Here is a 20,230-nt window from a genome sequence, read left to right as displayed (position 1 = left end):
TAAGCTATACATACTACTTATTTCAGGAGTGTGGTAAGATGCCCGTGAAAAATGCCGGAACATTAAGTAAGGACTATTTTATATCCTATTTAAAGTTACAGATGAACACACAAAAATTAACCATAGATCAGGCGATAGATCAAACATTTAAACATTTTTTCAACTCCAATAAGGATCGGTATGGTGAATCGACTTATCAGAGCTTTTTACAGGCTTGCAGAACAATGGAAAAAATATAGTTAAATGGGGTTTACTTCCTCGTATCGTTTCATTTGTCCAAGAGAAAAATAAAGATAAATCCTTTCATAAAGGAGGATATCATGGACAAACAACGCGCAGAAGAAATTATCGATGCAATTGCAATGATTAATGTGAACTACCGGGGCATTCCAGTTTTTCTTCAGGAAGTAAATAATGAAACAGCAACCGTCTTTCCACTTGATGAAATGGATCATGAACAGGAAGTGGATTTGGATGGCTTGAGTGAAGTTCAATTGATAAAAGAGCAAGAATGATTTGAACAAAAGCTCAGGGGCGCCTTGGTCACCCTAAGGCATAGCTTAAGTAAGAACTCAACATGCGCTTCCTAGCTCATGCGGGAGTTCTTACTTAAAACCTCAGGCGGGGTAGGCGCTGGACGTGGCTGATAATCTAATATAAATATTTCATGCCAAAATTTATACATTTGTATGAAAACAACTGCTATTAGAACGGGAAAAGCTATTCAATATAACCACTATGAAACAAGATTATGCCTTTTTCTGCTTGGCTCCTTTTCGTAAATTTTGTTACTCTTTAACGTCGCAGTTGATATAAAAGACGAAGTAACCTAACAGTGACTTCCTCTCATCCTTTACAAAATGAGTGCTAGTCAAGCGCTGCTTAAAAAATACTCGCTTTCCACGGGGAACGCTTCAGCCTCGGGCCAACACGATGTTGGTCACATAGGCGTTGCCCCAGGACGGGGCGTTCTTAGCCTATGTTCTTTAATTCGCTCGCTGCGGGGTCTTCAGACTGTTCCTTTTCCCGTTGGAGTCTCGCATTTTTTAAGCAGCTTAGAATAGCTTTCTGTTTAAGAGAGAATACGTTCATGAAACATAAATTTCATGAACTTTATCCTTTCTATAATCAGAACACCACTTTAAGCGTAGGCAGAATGCGTAGACTCCTGTGGGAATAGCACGAGCCTGAAGACCCCGGAAGAAGCGTTCTTTGCTTCTGAGGAGGCTGAGGCCGTGCCCACTAAAAAGCGAAGTATTCTGCCGAAGCGATTGTGATAGCACTCGGGTTCAATGGAAGAAGCGAAATCAACCCAGCAGTTACTTCGTCTTTTATATATTTTGTGTCAAAGTAACAAGTCTTTTGATGGGACGAGTAATCGCAGGCCCAAGTCTTTTGATGGGACGAGTAATCGCAGGCCCAAGTCTTTTGGAAAACAGGCCTTCTGGTTAAATTAGCTGTTTTCATAATAGATGGTGGCGGCATGTTCTTAGCCGCCATGTTGGTTTCTTATCTTTTTAGAAAACTTGGCTTATTGCTGGATTAACAGCGATAAGCCGTACCTTTATTATTCATTTTCATTATTAACCCCATCATAATGCAGTTCAAATGGCTGACCAATTAGACGAATCACCGGAAAAAGTAAGTGAATTCGAACCACAAGCTAAAAATAAATAACACCACCAATGAGATGCATAACCAGCGAAACCTATTACTCTCCCCTTCTATCTACTATATTGATACAAAACTCCAGCTCAAAAACTCCTCACTTACACAACCGTTTCACCTTTCCCTCCACCTCACAATGTGAATGATTGGTTTTTGAGATACATAGACTTGTATAATAGGATGTATATATAAAGTGCCAATTGTTTATGGAGGTGGAATCATGGATGCATCGGATATCATTGCACAATTAAAGCACAGGACACCGAGAATTCTCGGATATGAAAACTATTTTCGATCCGCAGTACTGCTCCCGCTCATTGAAAAGGATAATGAGACACATGTTTTATTTGAAGTCCGCTCCATGCAGATCAGGCAGCCGGGTGATATATGTTTTCCTGGTGGACGGATTGATAGGGAAGACAAAGACCCCACTCATACGGCAATCCGTGAGACAACGGAAGAATTAGGAATCGGCGAAGAAACAATCAAGGATGTCATCCCGCTTGATTATATGGTCTCAGACTCCGGACGAATTGTTTATCCATTCACTGGAAAAATCACAAGCCCAGAACTGATTACACCAAATAAAGCCGAAGTGGAAGAAGTATTCACCGTACCACTAAATTTTTTCCTGGAAACGAAGCCTGAACAGTATAAAGTAAATATGCATATGAGGCCGGAAGCAGACTTTCCATTTGACTCGATTGTTGGTGGCGAGAATTATAACTGGCAGGTACGCCAAGTCGATGAGCTTTTTTACAGGTATGATGGGAAAGTAATCTGGGGGCTTACTGCCAAGATACTGACACATTTTATTGAATTGGTGAATGATAAATAATAGAAAGACCGGTCAAAAAGCGAGGCCACTGAAGAACTGTCGAAAAAACGAAAATTAGACGAGGGAACTTCACTTTTCTTCAAGCTTTTATGGCGATAAAACCTTATCTCGAACTTATGCAATTTTATACTTAGGCGCAAATAAAAAAGCAGTTCGGTCTAGAGTGAATTTCTCTAAACCGAACTACTTTTTCAAAGGAGGAGGATATACCAGCCTCTTTTACTCCATCCATCATATTTATGCAATATAACAAAAGGTGCATTATAATAAAGGAAATATTGCTCACTACTCCTAGCATCTTCTGGTTAAACACTTCTAATTAAAACTCACCCCAACGTTAAAACCTATCTATTATGTTGTATCAATATATCCATCCATTTATTGGTTTTTAAACATTCGATTTCCAAACGTTATTCCATTTCAAATGTAAATATTAGAAAACTTTGCTTTTGCCAAATCTTTTCGATGGGACGAGTAACCGCAGTCCCAAGTCTTTTCGATGGGGCGAGTAATCGCAGTCCCAAGTCTTTTCGATGGGGCGAGTAATCGCAGTCCCAAGTCTTTGTGGCAAAAGCCTTAGATTGCGCTTATGCAGTAAGAAAGTTTTATACTTTCTTAACTGCAAACAAATGAAAGGTGGTATTACTATTGGATTGTCAAAATGACTTATCAGCTATTGAAAAAATTATGTCAGAGATTGAAAACTTACCGAAAGAGAAGAAACTGGTTGTTTTAAACGAGATAAAGCATAAATATTTCCCTAAACATAATGACTTACTAATCAAGGAGGATGAACCTAGGTATGACGATGGTGGCACTTCTGATTTTTCCGATTTTTTAAAAGCAAAAAAAGCAGAATACCAGGAGGAAGAAGTCAACTGGATTAACATAAAAAAAGAGTGGATCGAACAGTTAAACCGTTTCATGAAACAAATCGATGAATGGCTTGAAGATCAGCAAAAGAATAAAACCATCTCCTTAAAAGAAACAAACTTGACTCTTCAGGAAGAGCATTTAGGAGAATATAAGGCGCCATCCCGTGAGTTATCAATTAGCATCAAACCCATAGGCCGTCTTATTATTGGAGCAAAAGGAAGGATTGATATTCATTCATCATATGAAAAATATATTCTTCTGTATCTTCAAGACCGGGATTGGGTATATCGAAAAGAAACGGATAGAGGAAAGTTTCATCATTTTTCAAGAGAAAACTTTGAGAGGATTTTAGAGGATTTATTATGATTACAGATGAACTGGATACTGTGATGGAATGGTACACCATTTCGGTAGATACACATAAATCAATGAAACTTGCTGGGATAGTCAAACAAATATATCAATATAGAAACTGGGTAGCTCATGGAAAAAGACCGGAAAAGACTCCTGCTAAAACAGATCCGGTTTCCGCTTATCGTCATTTAAGTGAGTTTTTGTGCCGGCTGAAAAAATCCTTGCCTTGTTATACCGAATGATTAATATTTTGGGATGTTAGAAAACTTGGCATTCGCTATAGTTTAGGCGAAAGCTCATAAGCCCGCACTTATGCAGTAAGAAAGTTTTAATATTTTCTTACCTGCCAAAAAGCAGCTCGATCCTTTTTCATTAGAAACTACCCGATAATCTATATTCCTGGCCATGTACTCCTTTATCACACTAATGCTCACTCGGACTTTTCAACCGTTCTATTGCAGGATTCGGGCATGGAGCGAACATTGTCCTTCTTAACAGCGAAAAACATCCCTGCCCTCTTCCAGGTGGATGTTTTTTCTATTCCTACTCAACATCTTCTTCCTTTTTCCGGTTTGCTACATAGAATTGCACCGGCTGATCGGAGCCGCTCATTAATTGATGCACATAGGTGGATGTCAGCTTATATCCTTCTTCAATTTTTTCACTCAGAAAACTGGTTCGCTCAAAAAGAATCGAGCGGAAATGATCAAGCTGTCTGATGACTTTTTCCATTAACGCTTCTTGGTTCTCCATTCTTGATTCCAGTTTGCCTTGACTCTCATTCTGCTTGGAAACTTGATTGGCCATGTGTTTTTGTATTTCAGCCTGTTCTTCCATTTTCTGAGCGATCTGTTCATTTGCCTGGCCATACTCTCCCAACCGGGCTGCGATTTCCTGATTAGTTTGCTTCAGATTTGTGAATTGCTCTAAAAATTTCTCCTCTGAAAGATGATCCTTCTTGATTGTTTTTTCCAGATTTTCCAGGCGTTCTACCACATCGCCTTCCAATTTTTCATGTTGACGATTCATTTCTTTCAGCATACTAAGCTGACTGCTTATTTTCATCCATCTATCTGATTGTATGTTTCCTTGCTGTTCATGCAATTGTTTTATACCATGGAAGGAACGATTCAAGGCATCATTTACCTTTTGCTGCTCCTTCATCATTTCCGATACATGATTCCTTATGAAAATCCCCTGATTGGGCGTTTTTATATCACTGTCATTTTTATATACATTTCCATGTTGCTGACGATTGATATATAATCCCATTTCATTCCAACTCCCTTTTTAAAAATACCTATATTATCCTATGCACGTTATTTTTATGGGGGAACGTCATGGTGATCATTCATTCCAGTGTTAGAAAACTGGCTTTTGCTAATACTTTGTGGCAAAAGCCTTAGCCCGAACGTATGCAGTAAGGAAGTTTTATTCTTTCGTGACTGCAAAACAGGGAGAGGAAAAACAATCATTAATAAGCATAGACTTTGACACCGATAACTCTTTGTTGTAAGAATAGTATAATTCCTTCTGTTTTTCTATGAATTCATTCCTGTTCTATTTTCATACAAAATGGAGCATTCTATCCAATATATAAAAGGGGAGACCGGTTATGAAAGCAATATGGAAAGGTTATCTAAATACGTCGCTAATTTTAAAAATTACCGTCGCGTTAATTCTTGGTGTACTGGTCGGATTACTATTTGGTCCGGATGCTGCTGTACTGGCTCCGCTTGGTGATTTGTTAATCCGATTACTTAACTTTCTTATTATCCCGCTTGTACTATTTACACTAATTGTCGGGATCAACCAAACAAGGATTGGCAACTTGGGAAGGATGGGCGGAAAGGTTCTGCTTTATTATCTGGTAAGTACCGCCCTTGCTATTAGTGTCGGTCTGACTGTTTCTGGAATCTTTAACCCTGGAATGGGCGTATCACTTCCGACAAATGAAGAGCTTGAAGCACCTGAAGATCCAGGCATGGTAAGCGTTCTATTAAATATCGTACCGGAAAATATTGTCACAGCCTTCAGCGAACTGAATCTGTTGGGAATCATCTTTACCGCTTTTATGTTTGGGATTGCCATCTCCATCTTAAGATCATCAAAAGACTTTAAAAAGCAGGGCGACCTTGTATACAACGCTGTTGAGGGCCTGAATGAAGCAACATTAACCATTATGAAAGGCATTCTGCAATATGTTCCAATCGGGGTTTTTGCCATTATCGCAGTAACCGTTGGGAATCAGGGCTCGGATACATTATTATCCCTTGGCCATATGCTGATGGTTTTTTATATCGCAGTGATTGTACAGCTCGGTTTTTACATTCTTTTCTTGTTCACATTTAAAATTTCGCCAAATAAATTTTTCAGTCAGGCACGGACGCCAATGATAACTGCTTTCGTCACCCAAAGTAGTTCAGGCACATTACCACTATCATTGAATGCTGCCAGAAATCTCGGTTTATCCAAAAGTCTCTACGGCTTCAGCCTGCCGCTGGGTGCTACAATAAATATGGACGGTGCAGCAATACGTATTGCCGTATCAGCTGCATTTGCTGCTAACATGATTGGAAATCCATTAAGTTTTACAGAGATGCTGCAGGTCGTATTGATCGGAACACTGGCCTCCATTGGTACAGCAGGGGTTCCAGGGGCAGGCATTATTATGATTGCCACTGTATTTGTACAGGTTGGCCTTCCTCTGGAAATAGCCGCCTTACTAACATCCGTAGACGCACTTATCGGCATGGGTGCTACATCATTGAATATTACCGGTGACCTTACCGGTACAACCATTGTAGATAAATCGGAACAAAAGAGAAGTAAAAAAGTAACGGACTGACATGGAAAGGATCAGGTACGATTCAAGTATGAACGTACCTGATCCATTTTTGAATACGTGCATCGACCTTTTTCTCATTCCAGGCGGTGTCGACATCGACCGGGCGACATGGGATATCGCCTTTTTCGGATGAATCATCGACTGCATGTCCGGGCGCATCGCCTTTTTGTTGTGAATCATCGACTGCGTGTCCGACAGCATCGCCTTTTTGTTGTGAAACATCGACTGCATGTCCGGCAGCATCGCCTTTTTGTTGCGAAACATCGACTGCGTGTCCGGCAGCATCGCCTTTTTGTTGTGAATCATCGACTGCATATCCGGCAGCATCACCTTTTTGTTGTGAATCATCGACTGCATATCCGGCAGCATCACCTTTTTGTTGCGAAACATCGACTGCGAGTCCGGGCGCATCGCCTTTTTGTTGTGAAACATCGACTGCGAGTCCGGGCGCATCGCCTTTTTGTTGTGAAACATCGACTGCATGTCCGGCAGCATCGCCTTTTTATTGTGAAACATCGACTGCATGTCCGGCAGCATCGCCTTTTTGTTGCGAAACATCGCACCCTCGAGTGGCTGCTTCGCTTTTATCGTCTAAATCATCGCCGTATTTCCAGGTGCTTCGCCTTTATGTTTAGAAACATCGACCACTCGACCTGCTGCTTCAACCTTTTCTCATGAATCATCAACCGCTTCTCCGGTAACATCACCCTTTTGTTGCGAAACATCGCCCCCCTCAGGTGGCTGCTTCGCTTTTATCCTCTGAATCATCGACCGCACAACCGGGGTTGCGTCCTCCTCATCCTCTCAAACATCGCACAAACACATCCGCACCACCAGCTTAGGAAACTTGGGTTTTCGCCCAGATCTTGTAGCGAAAGGCCTTGTCCCGAACTTATTCAGTAAGGAAGCCCTATACTTACTTAATTGCCAAAACAAACAAAAACACCCCAAGTCAGCAACTCAGGGTGTCTAATGTGAGAGGAATCAAAACGTGAATGAAATCACTTTTTGACATATAATTTAAAGGCTTCTACGAATTTATCCGGAGAGGATTTTACCGTGTAGGAGTAAACACCATTACTAGTGTGCAGATAGAGAAGTCCGCCTTCTCCACCGATAAACCGGTAGGACATGTCCGATACATCCTCAATCGGAAACTCTCGGTGCTTTGTTACTACTTTTTCATCATACAGATACAGTGTTCGTTGATATTCAATATCGACTTGTTCAACACTGCTTACTTCCCGCACAATTTTTATATACGGCTGTTCAGCTATCAATTGCATGCCAAAACCTCCAACTTACTACCTCTGTGTTTATCATACCCCTTTCGGCGGGGATTCATTATTGGGTCAGCTCAACCCGTCTGCAAATCTGAGATTGTTCATTTTCCATTGCAGCCACTGATATTCACGGGTTTTTCTGGGAAGAAACTGACGGATATCTTCCTCATGATAACCAACTTGAAGGCGCTTCTTGTCCATAATAATCGGACTGCGTAAAAGTCCGGGATGTTCGTGGATTAGCTCCAGTAATTCCTGAAGGGGAAGGGAATCAATATCAAGATCAAGCTCTTTATAGACTTTTGACCTGGTTGACATAATTTCTTCTGTACCATCCACTGTCAACCGAAGAACGTCATGCAGCTCCTGAACAGTTAACGGATCTTTTAAAATATTTCTCTCCACGAATGGAATCTTGTTATTCTTTAACCATTCCTTTGCCTTCCTTGTCGATGAACATGGTGCTCCATAAACTTTTACTGTCATTTATCATACCCCATCTCTCTAATATTTTCCTGCGGTTTAAGTTATCTGTCTATGTGTAGTAACTACTCCTTTGGTTCACCTCGCTTGTATAATCCTTTTTTCAGCAGGTTCATTTCTATTGTAAAATTCTCCATTGCCTCATCATCTGATAGCTCTTTGGCAAATTTTTCAACAAAATTACGAAATACCACTGCTATAATAATTTGCATAATATAAAATAAATCCTTGTCTTCCGTTATATTTAAATGATCTTTATTGATTAATTGTTTAATTTCTTTCAACTGATCGCTTTCTTGGCGATTATCAAAAATCGCGGTGAATGCGTCTTCTATTTTATGTGTGACATTTAAAAAAGCGTTTTTTAATAAATTACGTTCTTCTTCATCCGGCATATCATACAGAAAGGACCGGTACAATTCTGTGATTGAATCAAAAATACCACCATCATACTTTTTTAACATGAAAATAAAAGCAGCTTTCCTCTTTTTTGCCTGTTCCCCTAACAAAAAGAAATAAGCATCCTCTTTATCTTCAAAATACTGATAAAAACTCCCACGCGAGATGTCGGCGGCTTTTACAATATTGGAAATAGATGCTTCAAATAATGGTGCTCTTGAAAATTCCATTTCCAATACATGAATCAAGGTTTGCCGTTTTTCATTCGGGAGATTAAAAAAAGTGCTTTTCGGCAAATTGCTCCCCCCAATTTAAATGAAAATGACACGATGTCATTCACCTATATTTTAATTATAAGTGACACAGTGTCATCGGTCAATAATCAAAAGTGACATTGCGTCATTTTTATTTTATAATATGGCATTTTTGTGAATTCCATATTCCTGTATTATAATGACCATGACATGGGAGAAGTAATACTTATTCCTATATACTTTTATTATAACTTTAATGCTTGGATTACATTTGGCATAAATGTGGAAATACTGTAAAAAAACGAAAACAAAAATGCAGAGGGGAGATAAACAGATGGATAGTGAAAAATCATTGTTGGGAAAAATCCTGGATACCGCAAACTATACCGTAGTATTTACAGGTGCTGGCATGTCAACAGAAAGCGGTCTGCCGGATTTCCGCTCCTCCAATCAGGGTCTGTGGCAGAACGAAGACCCAAGCAAAATTGCCAGTACAGAAGCACTGAATAATAACGTAAATGCATTTATTGAATTTTACCGCCAGCGTGTGCTTGGTATAAACGAATATCAGGCGCATAAGGGACATTATATTTTGGCAGAATGGGAAAAGAAAGGGAAAGTTCAGTCCATCATCACACAAAATGTGGATGGCTTTCATCAGCAGGCAGGAAGCAGAAATGTTGCCGAGCTTCATGGTACATTGCAAAAGCTGCATTGCCAGACATGTGAGAAGGTTTACGACAGTGAGGAATATATTAATCAGGAGTATTACTGTGAATGTGGGGGCATTTTGCGGCCGTCCATTATTTTATTTGGTGAGTCCTTACCAGAGGATGCTTTTCAACTGGCCCTCGAGGAAACACAAAAAGCCGATTTATTTATCGTGCTTGGATCCTCATTAAGTGTGACACCAGCCAATCAATTTCCGCTCATCGCAAAGGAAAACGGAGCGCGATTGGTTATCGTCAACCGGGAGAAAACGGAATTGGATCATTTTGCCGATCACGTGATTAACGAACAGGCGATTGGAGACCTTTTAGAAAAGCTTAATGATTGATGGGGCTTCCCCTAAAAATCGGCCCCATCTATTTACTACTGTACAGTAACGCTATGCCATCCATTTCGGAGGTATATTTTTATCCCAGTAAATTTCACCGATTTCGTGATGCTCCGCAAAATTATCATCACTTAAATGATAGTGGAAGTTAAACCAATATCCCTCCATTGGCCGGTTGTCACGGCGGACGTGGAATTTGGCAATTTTCTCTTCCGACCGGTAGTCATATATATTAAAAATTCTTTCGCCCACTCCTGGGGAGGGATCCTCTGATATCTCGTAAAAGGCAACTTCATCCTCACCTGCTTCTGACATAATGGTTTTTAGAACTTGTTCCATTTTTGGCAGGATTACTGCTGAAAATTCATCTTCCACCTGATTTGCGATTTTCGGTCCTAGTTTTAAAAGGGTTTGTTTTTTGGCTTTTTCAGTGATCGTGCTTATTGCATCAGCTTCATCATTCTCTAATTCAACAGCAATACTGGCATCCGTTTCAACTGCTTCGACAGTATTAGAGACACCTTCATTTGTATTCTCAGGTTCATTGCTTTCCTCTGCTTCTGTTGGCAGAAAGGCGGTTGGTGTATATAAACCCAATGTCATGATGGTTATAAGAGCAACGGCTGCTTTTCTCATCCATAACTTCATCAAAAAATCCCTCTCGTGTATATACTTATCATAAATTTTACCACGCCAGAGAGAAAAGTCTATAATATTTTTAATGTTTTACACAATTGTAATATAATTGTGAGGTCTTAGAAAACTTGGCTAAACGCCCAATCCTTTGAACGGAAGACCAAAGCCCGTACAACGCAGTAAGAAAGTTTTTATAATTTTGTATGAAAATAATTGTTATTAGAACGGGGAAATTTTACCACCACACCATGAATCAAAATTATACTTTTTTCGGGTTGGCCCTTTTCGTAAATTTTGTTGCTCTTTAACGTCGCAATTGATATAAAAGACGACGTAACTGCTGGGTTGATTTCCGCTGCGGACCGTTGCGCACCTTAGGGCAACGCTTCAGCTTCCTCGGAAGCAAAACCACTTCCTGCGGGATCTTCAGCTGTTGCTTTTCCCGCAGGAGTCAACGCTCCTCCGCTCCAATCAACCATCTTAAGAGTGCATGACTATGTTTGTTATATAATTAAGCCAATATAAGTATTTTATGAAGTTGCGGGAGCATCTAACCAGCGAAGGAAATACACGGAGACTCCAGCGGGAGAAAGGCATCGGTGAGACCCCGCAGTGCGACAGCACGAGGAGGCTCACCAGCCGCCCTAAGGTGCGCATAGTGTATTTCCGTAGCGGTTAAAAAGCACCAACCATAATTTCAAGTTACTTCGTTTTTTATATCTTTTGTGTCAAAAGCAACAGATCTTTTTGATGGGACGAGTAATCGCAGTCCCAGATCTTTTTGATGAGGCGAGTAATCGCAGCCCCAAGCGTATAGGAGACACCCTCCTAAATAAATTAGCTATTTTCATTATTGATCTCGGGCAAGGCGAGCCATGCTGGTTTCTTAACTGCACAAAAATAAAGCAGAGACCCCCTGTAAAGGCTCTCTGCTTACGCTTATCGTTCTATCAAAACAGCATCACAGCTGTCTACGATTCACTTTTTTTCCGTCATATGAATAAACAACCTGCTTTTCTTCCACATACGTTTCCATATGCACATTCCTGCCCCAAAGCTGATAAATATATGGGAGGACATTTTCCAAATAACGAAGATCCAGTTCCGTCCCTTCATAGCTATGCACCAAATACAATTCACCATTGCGCAGATAGTCACCATTTTGCACAACAATATACGGAAACCCACCATTGACACGCATGGAAACCAACTGGTCCCTGACATTTTCATAGTCCTTATCGGTAATCCGGTAATCCCTGCCTTGTTTTTCAAAAAGATACATATCCTCCTGTTTCACAAGGTCTTTTGTTAAATAGTTACGGATAAAGGAAATGTCAGACTCGATCTCCCGTACTTCAAACATTTTCTCTCTGCCCTTCCCAGGTTCTGCACCAAGACGCCGCATTTCCTCGGTAGGATTATTATAACGTTCCTCAATATCCTCATAGATTTTCAATCCAAGGTAATATGGATTAATCTGCTGCTTCGACGGCTGTACCACACTGGCGTTTAATGTCGCAAACTCAACGGTTTCATCCGTCGTCAAATTCATTTCTCTTAAGATTCGCTGATGCCAATAGGATGCCCAACCCTCGTTCATGATTTTTGTTTCAAGCTGCGGCCAGAAATACTGCATTTCCTCCCGCATCATTGTTAAAATATCACGCTGCCAATCTTCAAGTTCCCGACTGTATTCCTCAATGAATAAAAGAATATCCTTCTCCTGTCTTGGCGGGAATTTTTTCCTCCTCTTTAAGATTCTTGGTCTCTCCGGAGGTTTTTCATCAAGATCCCATAAATCATCATACGGTGATGATGCCGGACTATTATCCTCTTCCTCTTCTTCCTCATATGCTGGCAGTTTTGGCCTTACAATCGATGGGTCAATATGCTCCTGAATAGAAAGAACCGCATCCAGAAAGCTCTCCACCTCTTCCTTACCGTGAATCATTTCATAGTTAGCAATACGCTCAGCTGTTGCTGTCATACTTTCCACCATATCCCGTCTTGTATTGGAAAACCGGATATTATTTTTGAAAAAATCACAATGGGCAAGTACATGGGCAATAATCAGCTTATTCTGGATGAGACTATTTGTATTCAGTAAAAAGGCGTAGCACGGATCTGAATTAATAACAAGTTCGTAAATCTGGCTCAATCCCAGATCATATTGCAGCTTCATCCGGTGAAACTGTTTCCCGAAGCTCCAGTGCGTGAATCTTGTTGGCATGCCATATGCGCCGAATGTATAAATAATATCTGCAGGACAAACCTCATAGCGCATCTGATAGAAATCAAGTCCAAATCCGGATGCAATTTCTGTTATTTCACTAATTGCATTAGTAAGTTCTTTTGTTTCCGTCAAGTAGGATCTCCCCCCAAATTCTGCTTTATATAGTTTATGAGTCAAGAATGAAATCATGAATACACCTGCTGTGTGAAACTCCTCAAATTACCAGCATTATTCCCGTATGAATTCAAAGATGATGGAAAACTTAAACAGGGAGGGATTATGATGGAACAACGTTTTTTATCGATTGAGGAATTTAACACATTACTAAACCAATGGAATGGCCACCCTATTAAAATCACAAAACACGAAATGGATGACATTGATGAAACATTGATGGAGCTTGAAGGCTTATCCTATTCCACAAATACAAGAAGCATTGATGATTATGTGCCAAGGCACACATTACAATTAAATGGAAATGGAGATATTGAAACAACAGCCAATACCTATGAGCCGCTACCATCAGCAATATACGAAATTCCACTTGGAGACACATCACTGTACGAATTTGACGGCTCCCAGTTCCTGATCAGTACGGAAAGAGCCGTATACAAAATAGAACTCGGGCGGTGATTTCCTGTCACCACCCGAATTTCATCGAATCAGACAGGCTGCTCCTGTTTTTTGAAGAAACTTTTCATGGCATGATAGACATCACTTTTCTCTTTCAGGATATAGTGTCGGAACTTCTCATCCTCAATGTCTTTATATGCGTTCATTAACGTGGATGGCCGACTATAGCCATTTACCTCACCATAGCCAAACATACTGGATACATCCATGATCTCCTGGACAAGTTCCATACATTTTGGATTATCTGACGTAATATTTTCCCCATCGGAGAAATGAAAAGGATAAATATTATAACGGTGCGGACTGAATTGGTTTTCAATCAGTTCCAATGCCTTTAAATAAGCGGAAGAACAAATCGTCCCACCACTTTCTCCCTTTGAGAAAAATGCCTCTTCTGTCACAACCTTGGCCTCCGTATGATGCGCAATAAATGCAATTTCAACTGTTTCATATTTGGAACGCAGGAACTTGGTCATCCAGAAAAAGAAACTTCTGGCCATATACTTCTCAAATTGCCCCATTGAGGCACTCGTATCCATCATTGCAAGCACAACTGCTTTTGATTCCGGTTTGATGACATCATTCCATGTCTTGAAACGCAGGTCATCATTATAAATCGGTGTAATCCCAGGCTTTCCTTCCGTGGCGTTTCTTTTGATAGCCGTTAAAATCGTCCGCTTTTTATCAATATTTCCCATTAGGCCTTTTTTGCGGACATCATTAAATTCAACCTTCTCTGTAGTGATTTCCGCTTGTTCTTTCTGCTTCAGATTTGGCAGCTCCAGCTCTTTAAAGAGGACTTTCTCAACCTCTTCCATCGATACATCCGCTTCATAGTAGTCCTCACCTGCTTTATCGCCTGCCTTCTTTCCATTTCCAGCACCTTGTTTACCTTGACCTGCCTCACTCGGGTCACGGGCGACAACATCACCAATTTCACTTTCGCCATCCCCTTGGCCGACATGTTTTGATTTATTATAGTTGTAGCGTATTTTATACTCATCCAGTGATCGAATCGGAATTTTAACAACATCGCGGCCATTGGACATGATAATATTTTCTTCACTTACAATATCAGGCAGATTATTTTTAATGGCATCTTTTACTTTATCCATATGGCGTTGCTGATCCTGATAGCCTTTGCGATGGAGGGACCAATTTTCCTCGGAGACGACAAAACTTTCTTTTTCTTCGCTCATATCTTCCCCTCCCGAATATTATTTTAAAAACCTTTTTTCTCTACTAACAACTTGATTACTTTTTTTATCCTATGCAACGGGGGACAATATATTTCCAATTATTTAGAAAAATCAACCAATGAACCTCTATCACAGCAGTCTAAATAACAACAATCTTTACGGAATCTTATTCTCTAATAGTTTGGGCCTGCGATTACTCACCCCACCGAAAAGATTTATTGCTTTTAGCACAAAATTTATATAGTCCGACATAAGAGCGTGTTGATTTTCGCTCCAGGCAGTCGCTTTCCGCGGGCAACGCTTCAGCCTCCTCGGAAGAAAACCACTTCCTGTGGGGTCTTCAGCTGTTGCTTTTCCCGCAGGAGTCGACTGCCCTCCGCTCCAATCAACATCATAAGAGTTAATTGCTATTATGTCTTTGAATGGTATATAAAGTTGCAATGCACATGGCAGCGAAGGAAATATACGGAGACTCCAGCGGGAGAAAAGGCATCGGTGAGACCCCGAAGTGCGATAGCAATCTTTTCTGCGAGGAGTGTCGCATCTCTGAATACTCTTGCAACACGACGAGCACGAGGAGGCTCACCAGCCGCCCGCGGAAAGCGTAGTATATTTCCGTAGCGGTTAAAGACATCAACCACCATTGATTTTACGTCGTATTTATATCAATTGGAGTACCAAAAAATGAATATAACAAAAAGGCAACAAGACACATATATTTATCCGTCTTGTTGCCATAATCCTTCGTCTATCGATTCAGCAGACTACCGACATAGCGCAAGAGTTCATTGGCTGAAATAGAGTTATAGCCATGTTCATCTATTAATCTGGCTATCACATTATTAATCTTCTTGAGCTGTGCCTCATCCGGCGTCTTCGATGTTGTTGTAATTTTGACGACATCCTTCAGGTCTGCAAACAGTTTCTTCTGGATCGCCTCACGTAAACGTTCATGGGAATTATAGTCAAAACGTTTACCTTTCCTGGCAAATGCAGAGATACGGATAAGAATTTCCTCTCTGAAAGCCTTCTTGGCATTTTCCGAAATTCCAATTTGTTCTTCAATAGAACGCATCAATTTTTCGTCCGGATTCATTTCCTCACCAGTCAGCGGGTCCCTCAACTTATTGCGGTTGCAAAATGCCTCCACATTATCAAGATAATTATCCATTAATGTCTTCGCAGATTCCTCGTACGAGTATACAAATGCTTTCTGTACTTCTTTCTTCGCTATATCATCATATTCCCGTCTGGCAACAGAAATATAGTTCATATAACGCTCCCGGTCTTCATCCGAAATGGAAGCATGCTGATCAAGCCCCTCCTTTAATGAACGCAATACATCAAGGGCATTAATCGCTGGTACATCCTTGCGAATAATTGTGGAAGAGATCCGGTTGATTACATAACGCGGGTCAATTCCATCCATCCCTTCAGCAGGGTACTCATTCCTTAGTTCATCTACATCCAGCTGGTTGAATCCTTCTACACTTTCCCCATCATAAAGGCGCATTTTCTTCACAAGATCCATGCCATTCTTTTTAGAATCCTCAAGCCTTGTCAAAATAGAAAAAATAGCAGCAACTCTTAAAGCGTGTGGGGCAATATGCACATGGGCCATATCACTTTCCCTGATCATTTTTCCATAAATACGCTCTTCCTGTGTGACCTTAAGATTATAAGGAATCGGCATCACGATAATCCTGGAATGGAGTGCTTCATTCTTTTTATTGGAAATAAATGAACGGTACTCCGCCTCGTTCGTGTGAGCGACGATAAGTTCATCGGCACTTATGAGCGCAAATCTTCCCGCCTTGAAATTACCTTCTTGTGTTAGTGAAAGCAGATGCCACAGGAATTTCTCATCACTTTTCAGTATTTCCTGGAACTCCATCATCCCACGGTTTGCTTTATTTAGTTCCCCGTCAAAACGATAGGCACGCGGGTCGGATTCCGAACCATATTCAGCAATTGTCGAAAAGTCAATACTCCCCGTTAAATCTGCAATATCCTGTGACTTTGGATCAGACGGAGAAAATGTTCCTATTCCAGTCCGCTTGTCTTCAGAAAGGAAAATACGTTCCACTTTGACATCTTCAATACGCCCGCCATAGTCCTTTTCAAGACGCATTGTATTGAGTGGGGACAGATTACCCTCCACCCGGATGCCATATTCATCATAAAACTCCCCACGCAGGTGCTGCGGAATCAGATGAAGCGGATCTTCATGCATTGGACAATCCTTAATCGCATATACTGCTCCCTCATCTGTTCTTGAATATTGCTCAAGCCCGCGCTTCAGCATTGTAACAATCGTTGATTTACCGCCACTGACAGGTCCCATCAGTAATAAAATACGTTTTCTTACATCCAGACGCTTTGCTGCAGGGTGAAAATACTCTTCTACCAGTTTTTCAATAGCATCTTCCAGCCCAAAGATTTCTTCACCAAAGAAATGATACATCTTCTTTCCGTCTTTTTCTGTTAGACCAGAGTTCTTAATCATATTATATACACGCGAATGGGCAGTCTGGGCAACCTCGGGTCTCTCTTTTACAATTTCCAGGTAATCCGCAAATGTTCCTTCCCACTTCAACTGTTTTTCTTCTTCCCTGTAGTTTTTCACTTTGTTTAGTATATTCATGACTTCTCCTCCAATTTGGGCATGGTTTATATCATGTTATGCAGCAGGGACTTTTATCATGACGGTAAGTTTCAATTTGTCCCATGCATGCTTGTTGATTCATAGAGGAAATGCCCCTTCGAGCGGACATGCTGTTACATGAAAATAGAAAAAGCCTTTAACCTTTTCTCATATACAAATTGATAAATGTTGCAAATTCCTTAACAGCTTTTCCACCATTGGAGAAGTACACCAAATTAGCATTGTACACGAATAAGAAAACAGGCATTCAGAGAGAATTCATCTCTACTAAATGCCTGTTTAACACTTTATTCTTCCTCTTCCAAGGACTTTTTAATAATCTGTACCTGTGAAATACTTCTTCCTTCAATTTCTGTTATGTTAAAGGTCAGATTGAACCGCTCCAATGTTTCGCCTTCTTCAGGAAAATGATTAAATTCCTTCAGCAGATACCCTGCGAGCACATCTTCCTCCTCCGGTATATCCGTATGGAAAATAGAGTTCAGGCGATGCAGGGTAATTTTACCATCACAAATGATCTCCGTATCTGTAAACTTCTCAATCAGCATATCATCTTCCTGATCCATCTCATCTTCTATTTCTAAACCAATCATCGATTCAATGACATCCTCATGTGTAAGAATCCCCTCTGTTCCGCCATACTCGTCCAGGACAATGGCCATATGCCTTTTCTCTATCGTCATTTTTCGGAAAACCCATTCAATGGAATGAAATTCATACACAATCAATGGAGACATATCACTGAACGTATCCAGGGCTCTATTCGGCTCCGTTGACCAGGTCAATAAGTATTTGGAATGAAAAACACCCACAATATTATCCAAATCTCCCTGATACACAGGATATCTCGTATATGGATTTTGAATAGCAACATCCCTTGCCTCTTCATAGGTCGCTGTATGTGGCAGGGCAATCATTTCAACCCTTGGTGTTTTCAGCACATCTTTTACATTTAAATTGTAAAAGTCGAGCACACCTTTAATACGGAATGATTCTTCCTGTTCGAATGTGCCCTCAGACCCGGCTATGTCCACCATCGCTCGAAAGTCTTCCTTGGAGATGGATGTATTATCCGCCTCTTCTTTGGAAAGCATTTTTACAATAAAATCTGTCAGCCAATTCAGCATAATTGTTATGGGTTTTAAAATAATGACAACAAAGCGGATGACCGGATAAACAAAATAAGCAATACGGTCCGGAAAAGTTGCTGCTATTGATTTTGGAATGACTTCAGAAAAAATAATGATGGTGACCGTTAAAATAGCAGATGCCAGTCCAACATTAAATCCATACTCCAGTGCAATCATTGTTACTAGTGTCGGTAGCAATATGTTTGCGATGTTGTTTCCAATTAGGATAGCTGTAATAAAGTCTCCAGGCTTGGATACCAAATCCAGCAATTTTTCTGATTTTTTGTCATTGTTATTCGCTTTTGTCTGTAGCCTCATTTTATTCGTGGCCGTTAATGCTGTTTCACTTCCTGAAAAGAAGAGTGAAACAAATAATAATAGAATGATCGCAATGATCACGAGCGAGTTCCTCCTTAGGATGTATCATTAACTCATATTGCTTTTCATTATAAATTACTTTAGAAAAATAGAAAAGAATAAAGCGGTTTACCTGAGTGATGGGAAACCGCTTTTGATATGCTTATTCACTTCGGTTTCAAGATCACGCGTTCACTCAGCCTTCAAGAAATTTCACGCAGACGACTTCCGGAACTTCCACCTCTGATTCCAGCTGGGTAAGTCTGCCTGAATCTTTATCACGGGAGAATAACACCAAATTTCCTGTGTGCTGATTGGATGCGATGATAAACGATTCACTTGGATCCAGTACAAAGTCACGTGGCCAATTCCCACCTGTTGGCGTGTGATCAATTAAAGTCAATGTATCACTTTGCTCATCCACCTGGAAAACAGTAATGCTGTTATGCCCGCGGTTTCCTGTATAGACAAACCTGCCATCAGAGGAAATGTGAATCGCGCTTGCATCATTGGTTTCTTTAAAATTTTCCGGGATTGCACGGATGGTCTGTTTTTCTGTAAATCTTCCTTGTTCGGCATTGTAATCAAGTACAATTACCTCAGAACTGAGCTCTGTCATCAGGTAAGCAGTTTTTCCATTCGGATGAAAGGTAATATGACGCGGACCGCTTCCTGCTTTTGTACGGAATGTATGCACGTTGACAAGTGCATCTCCTTCAACCTGATAGGTAGTAAGTTCGTCTGTCCCGAGGTCTGCGGTTACAACATATTTTCCATCAGGAGTATGACCAGCATAGTGAACATGCGGCTTTTCCTGGCGATTATGCGGACCGTCCCCTTCATGTTGCATAACGGATGACGGAGCTCCTACAGCCCCTTGTTCATTAATCCGGGATAATTCAGATGTACCTTCATGGTAGTTTGCAGTTACAAGCTCCTTATTAAAAGTGGTCACATGGCATGGCGGCTTCCCTTCCTTCAGTTCACTGTTAATCGATCGCAATTCACCTTGTGCTCCCTGAATTTCATATGCTGCCACACCACCCAGTTCATCCTCCTGAGCAACAGAATAAAGGTAACGTCCATTCTCACTAATAGCAAGATATGTTGGACTGCCGACTTTCGCAGCAACACGGACATTACTTAGTGTTCCTGCTTCTGCATCCAATTCAAAACGGTAAATACCCTCACTGCTTTGTCGTGTATAGGTACCGGCATATCCAATGTATTTTTTTCCCATATGTATTCTTCCTTTCTTTTTAAGTGGTTATACGTTTGCCAATGAATTGTTACTCATTATAACATTTCATCAGGTAT

General features: G+C 40.7%; 20 protein-coding genes. 8 read left to right on the top strand and 12 right to left on the bottom strand.

Translation table 11 applies throughout. The features are described from left to right. Window positions 1-38 precede the first annotated feature (38 nt). The 5 genes from ACZ427_RS18215 (at window position 39) to ACZ427_RS18195 (ending at window position 3,978) form a co-directional block, all read left to right on the top strand. Window positions 39-239 (top strand): hypothetical protein, encoded by a 201-nt coding sequence (locus ACZ427_RS18215; RefSeq protein ID WP_461177411.1) that lies wholly within the window; start codon window positions 39-41, stop codon window positions 237-239. 81 nt (window positions 240-320) lie between these two features. Beyond that, entirely contained in the window at window positions 321-515 is a 195-nt protein-coding gene (locus ACZ427_RS18210; RefSeq protein ID WP_461177412.1) for an H-type small acid-soluble spore protein, read from the top strand. A gap of 1,373 nt (window positions 516-1,888) precedes the next feature. Next, the gene (locus ACZ427_RS18205) at window positions 1,889-2,506 is read left to right on the top strand and encodes an NUDIX hydrolase (protein ID WP_461177413.1); all 618 of its coding nucleotides are present in this window, start codon (window positions 1,889-1,891) and stop codon (window positions 2,504-2,506) included. A 648-nt stretch (window positions 2,507-3,154) separates the two neighbouring features. Next, window positions 3,155-3,748, top strand: coding sequence for a hypothetical protein (locus ACZ427_RS18200; protein ID WP_461177414.1), 594 nt, complete (start codon window positions 3,155-3,157; stop codon window positions 3,746-3,748). Further along, on the top strand, window positions 3,745-3,978 hold the full coding sequence (locus ACZ427_RS18195; protein ID WP_461177415.1) for a hypothetical protein: 234 nt from the start codon (window positions 3,745-3,747) through the stop codon (window positions 3,976-3,978). Before ACZ427_RS18200 ends, ACZ427_RS18195 begins: the two co-directional genes overlap by 4 nt. Window positions 3,979-4,279: 301 nt before the next feature. Here ACZ427_RS18195 and ACZ427_RS18190 read toward each other — a convergent pair whose 3' ends face one another. Next, window positions 4,280-5,008 (bottom strand): hypothetical protein, encoded by a 729-nt coding sequence (locus ACZ427_RS18190; RefSeq protein ID WP_461177416.1) that lies wholly within the window; start codon window positions 5,006-5,008, stop codon window positions 4,280-4,282. Between the two features lie 343 nt (window positions 5,009-5,351). Between ACZ427_RS18190 and ACZ427_RS18185 the strand changes: the two genes are divergently transcribed. After that, the gene (locus ACZ427_RS18185; protein WP_461177417.1) at window positions 5,352-6,584 is read left to right on the top strand and encodes a dicarboxylate/amino acid:cation symporter; all 1,233 of its coding nucleotides are present in this window, start codon (window positions 5,352-5,354) and stop codon (window positions 6,582-6,584) included. On the opposite strand, the gene ACZ427_RS18180 is transcribed toward ACZ427_RS18185, so the two are convergent. From ACZ427_RS18180 to ACZ427_RS18160, 5 genes are all read right to left on the bottom strand, one after another. Then, window positions 6,501-7,142, bottom strand: a complete 642-nt coding sequence (locus tag ACZ427_RS18180; RefSeq protein ID WP_461177418.1) for a hypothetical protein — start codon at window positions 7,140-7,142, stop codon at window positions 6,501-6,503. The genes ACZ427_RS18185 and ACZ427_RS18180 overlap by 84 nt on opposite strands. Window positions 7,143-7,180: 38 nt before the next feature. Further along, window positions 7,181-7,309 carry a hypothetical protein gene (locus ACZ427_RS18175; RefSeq protein WP_461177419.1) on the bottom strand — a complete coding sequence of 43 codons (129 nt, stop codon included), beginning with the start codon at window positions 7,307-7,309 and terminating at the stop codon, window positions 7,181-7,183. A gap of 276 nt (window positions 7,310-7,585) precedes the next feature. Continuing rightward, on the bottom strand, window positions 7,586-7,870 hold the full coding sequence (locus ACZ427_RS18170; RefSeq protein ID WP_461177420.1) for a hypothetical protein: 285 nt from the start codon (window positions 7,868-7,870) through the stop codon (window positions 7,586-7,588). A 66-nt stretch (window positions 7,871-7,936) separates the two neighbouring features. After that, window positions 7,937-8,353, bottom strand: a complete 417-nt coding sequence (gene spx / locus ACZ427_RS18165; protein ID WP_461177421.1) for a transcriptional regulator Spx — start codon at window positions 8,351-8,353, stop codon at window positions 7,937-7,939. 62 nt (window positions 8,354-8,415) lie between these two features. Beyond that, entirely contained in the window at window positions 8,416-9,045 is a 630-nt protein-coding gene (locus ACZ427_RS18160; protein ID WP_464883481.1) for a TetR/AcrR family transcriptional regulator, read from the bottom strand. A 292-nt stretch (window positions 9,046-9,337) separates the two neighbouring features. Here ACZ427_RS18160 and ACZ427_RS18155 point away from each other — a divergent pair, with 292 nt between their 5' ends. Next, window positions 9,338-10,060, top strand: a complete 723-nt coding sequence (locus tag ACZ427_RS18155; RefSeq protein ID WP_461177423.1) for an NAD-dependent protein deacylase — start codon at window positions 9,338-9,340, stop codon at window positions 10,058-10,060. 51 nt (window positions 10,061-10,111) lie between these two features. On the opposite strand, the gene ACZ427_RS18150 is transcribed toward ACZ427_RS18155, so the two are convergent. Together ACZ427_RS18150 and ACZ427_RS18145 are read right to left on the bottom strand one after the other, a co-directional pair. Beyond that, a complete protein-coding gene (locus ACZ427_RS18150) occupies window positions 10,112-10,696 on the bottom strand; it encodes a YpjP family protein (protein WP_464883480.1) in 585 nt (194 codons plus the stop codon). A 961-nt stretch (window positions 10,697-11,657) separates the two neighbouring features. Continuing rightward, complete coding sequence (locus tag ACZ427_RS18145; protein ID WP_461177425.1) at window positions 11,658-13,061, bottom strand: SpoVR family protein; 1,404 nt, start codon at window positions 13,059-13,061, stop codon at window positions 11,658-11,660. 147 nt (window positions 13,062-13,208) lie between these two features. Between ACZ427_RS18145 and ACZ427_RS18140 the strand changes: the two genes are divergently transcribed. After that, a complete protein-coding gene (locus ACZ427_RS18140) occupies window positions 13,209-13,562 on the top strand; it encodes a hypothetical protein (protein WP_464883479.1) in 354 nt (117 codons plus the stop codon). 29 nt (window positions 13,563-13,591) lie between these two features. On the opposite strand, the gene yhbH is transcribed toward ACZ427_RS18140, so the two are convergent. From yhbH to ACZ427_RS18120, 4 genes are all read right to left on the bottom strand, one after another. Beyond that, window positions 13,592-14,761: a sporulation protein YhbH gene (gene yhbH, locus ACZ427_RS18135; protein WP_461177427.1), complete on the bottom strand. Its 1,170-nt coding sequence runs from the start codon at window positions 14,759-14,761 to the stop codon at window positions 13,592-13,594. Between the two features lie 748 nt (window positions 14,762-15,509). Further along, window positions 15,510-17,405 carry a PrkA family serine protein kinase gene (locus tag ACZ427_RS18130; protein ID WP_461177428.1) on the bottom strand — a complete coding sequence of 632 codons (1,896 nt, stop codon included), beginning with the start codon at window positions 17,403-17,405 and terminating at the stop codon, window positions 15,510-15,512. A gap of 308 nt (window positions 17,406-17,713) precedes the next feature. Continuing rightward, window positions 17,714-18,955: a hemolysin family protein gene (locus tag ACZ427_RS18125; protein WP_461177429.1), complete on the bottom strand. Its 1,242-nt coding sequence runs from the start codon at window positions 18,953-18,955 to the stop codon at window positions 17,714-17,716. A gap of 154 nt (window positions 18,956-19,109) precedes the next feature. Next, complete coding sequence (locus ACZ427_RS18120) at window positions 19,110-20,153, bottom strand: lactonase family protein (protein ID WP_461177430.1); 1,044 nt, start codon at window positions 20,151-20,153, stop codon at window positions 19,110-19,112. Window positions 20,154-20,230 lie beyond the last annotated feature (77 nt).

This window comes from Virgibacillus ainsalahensis (assembly GCF_055380755.1).
The sequence above is the reverse complement of the archived record's forward strand: the minus strand, read 5'-3'. Positions and strand labels throughout refer to the sequence as shown.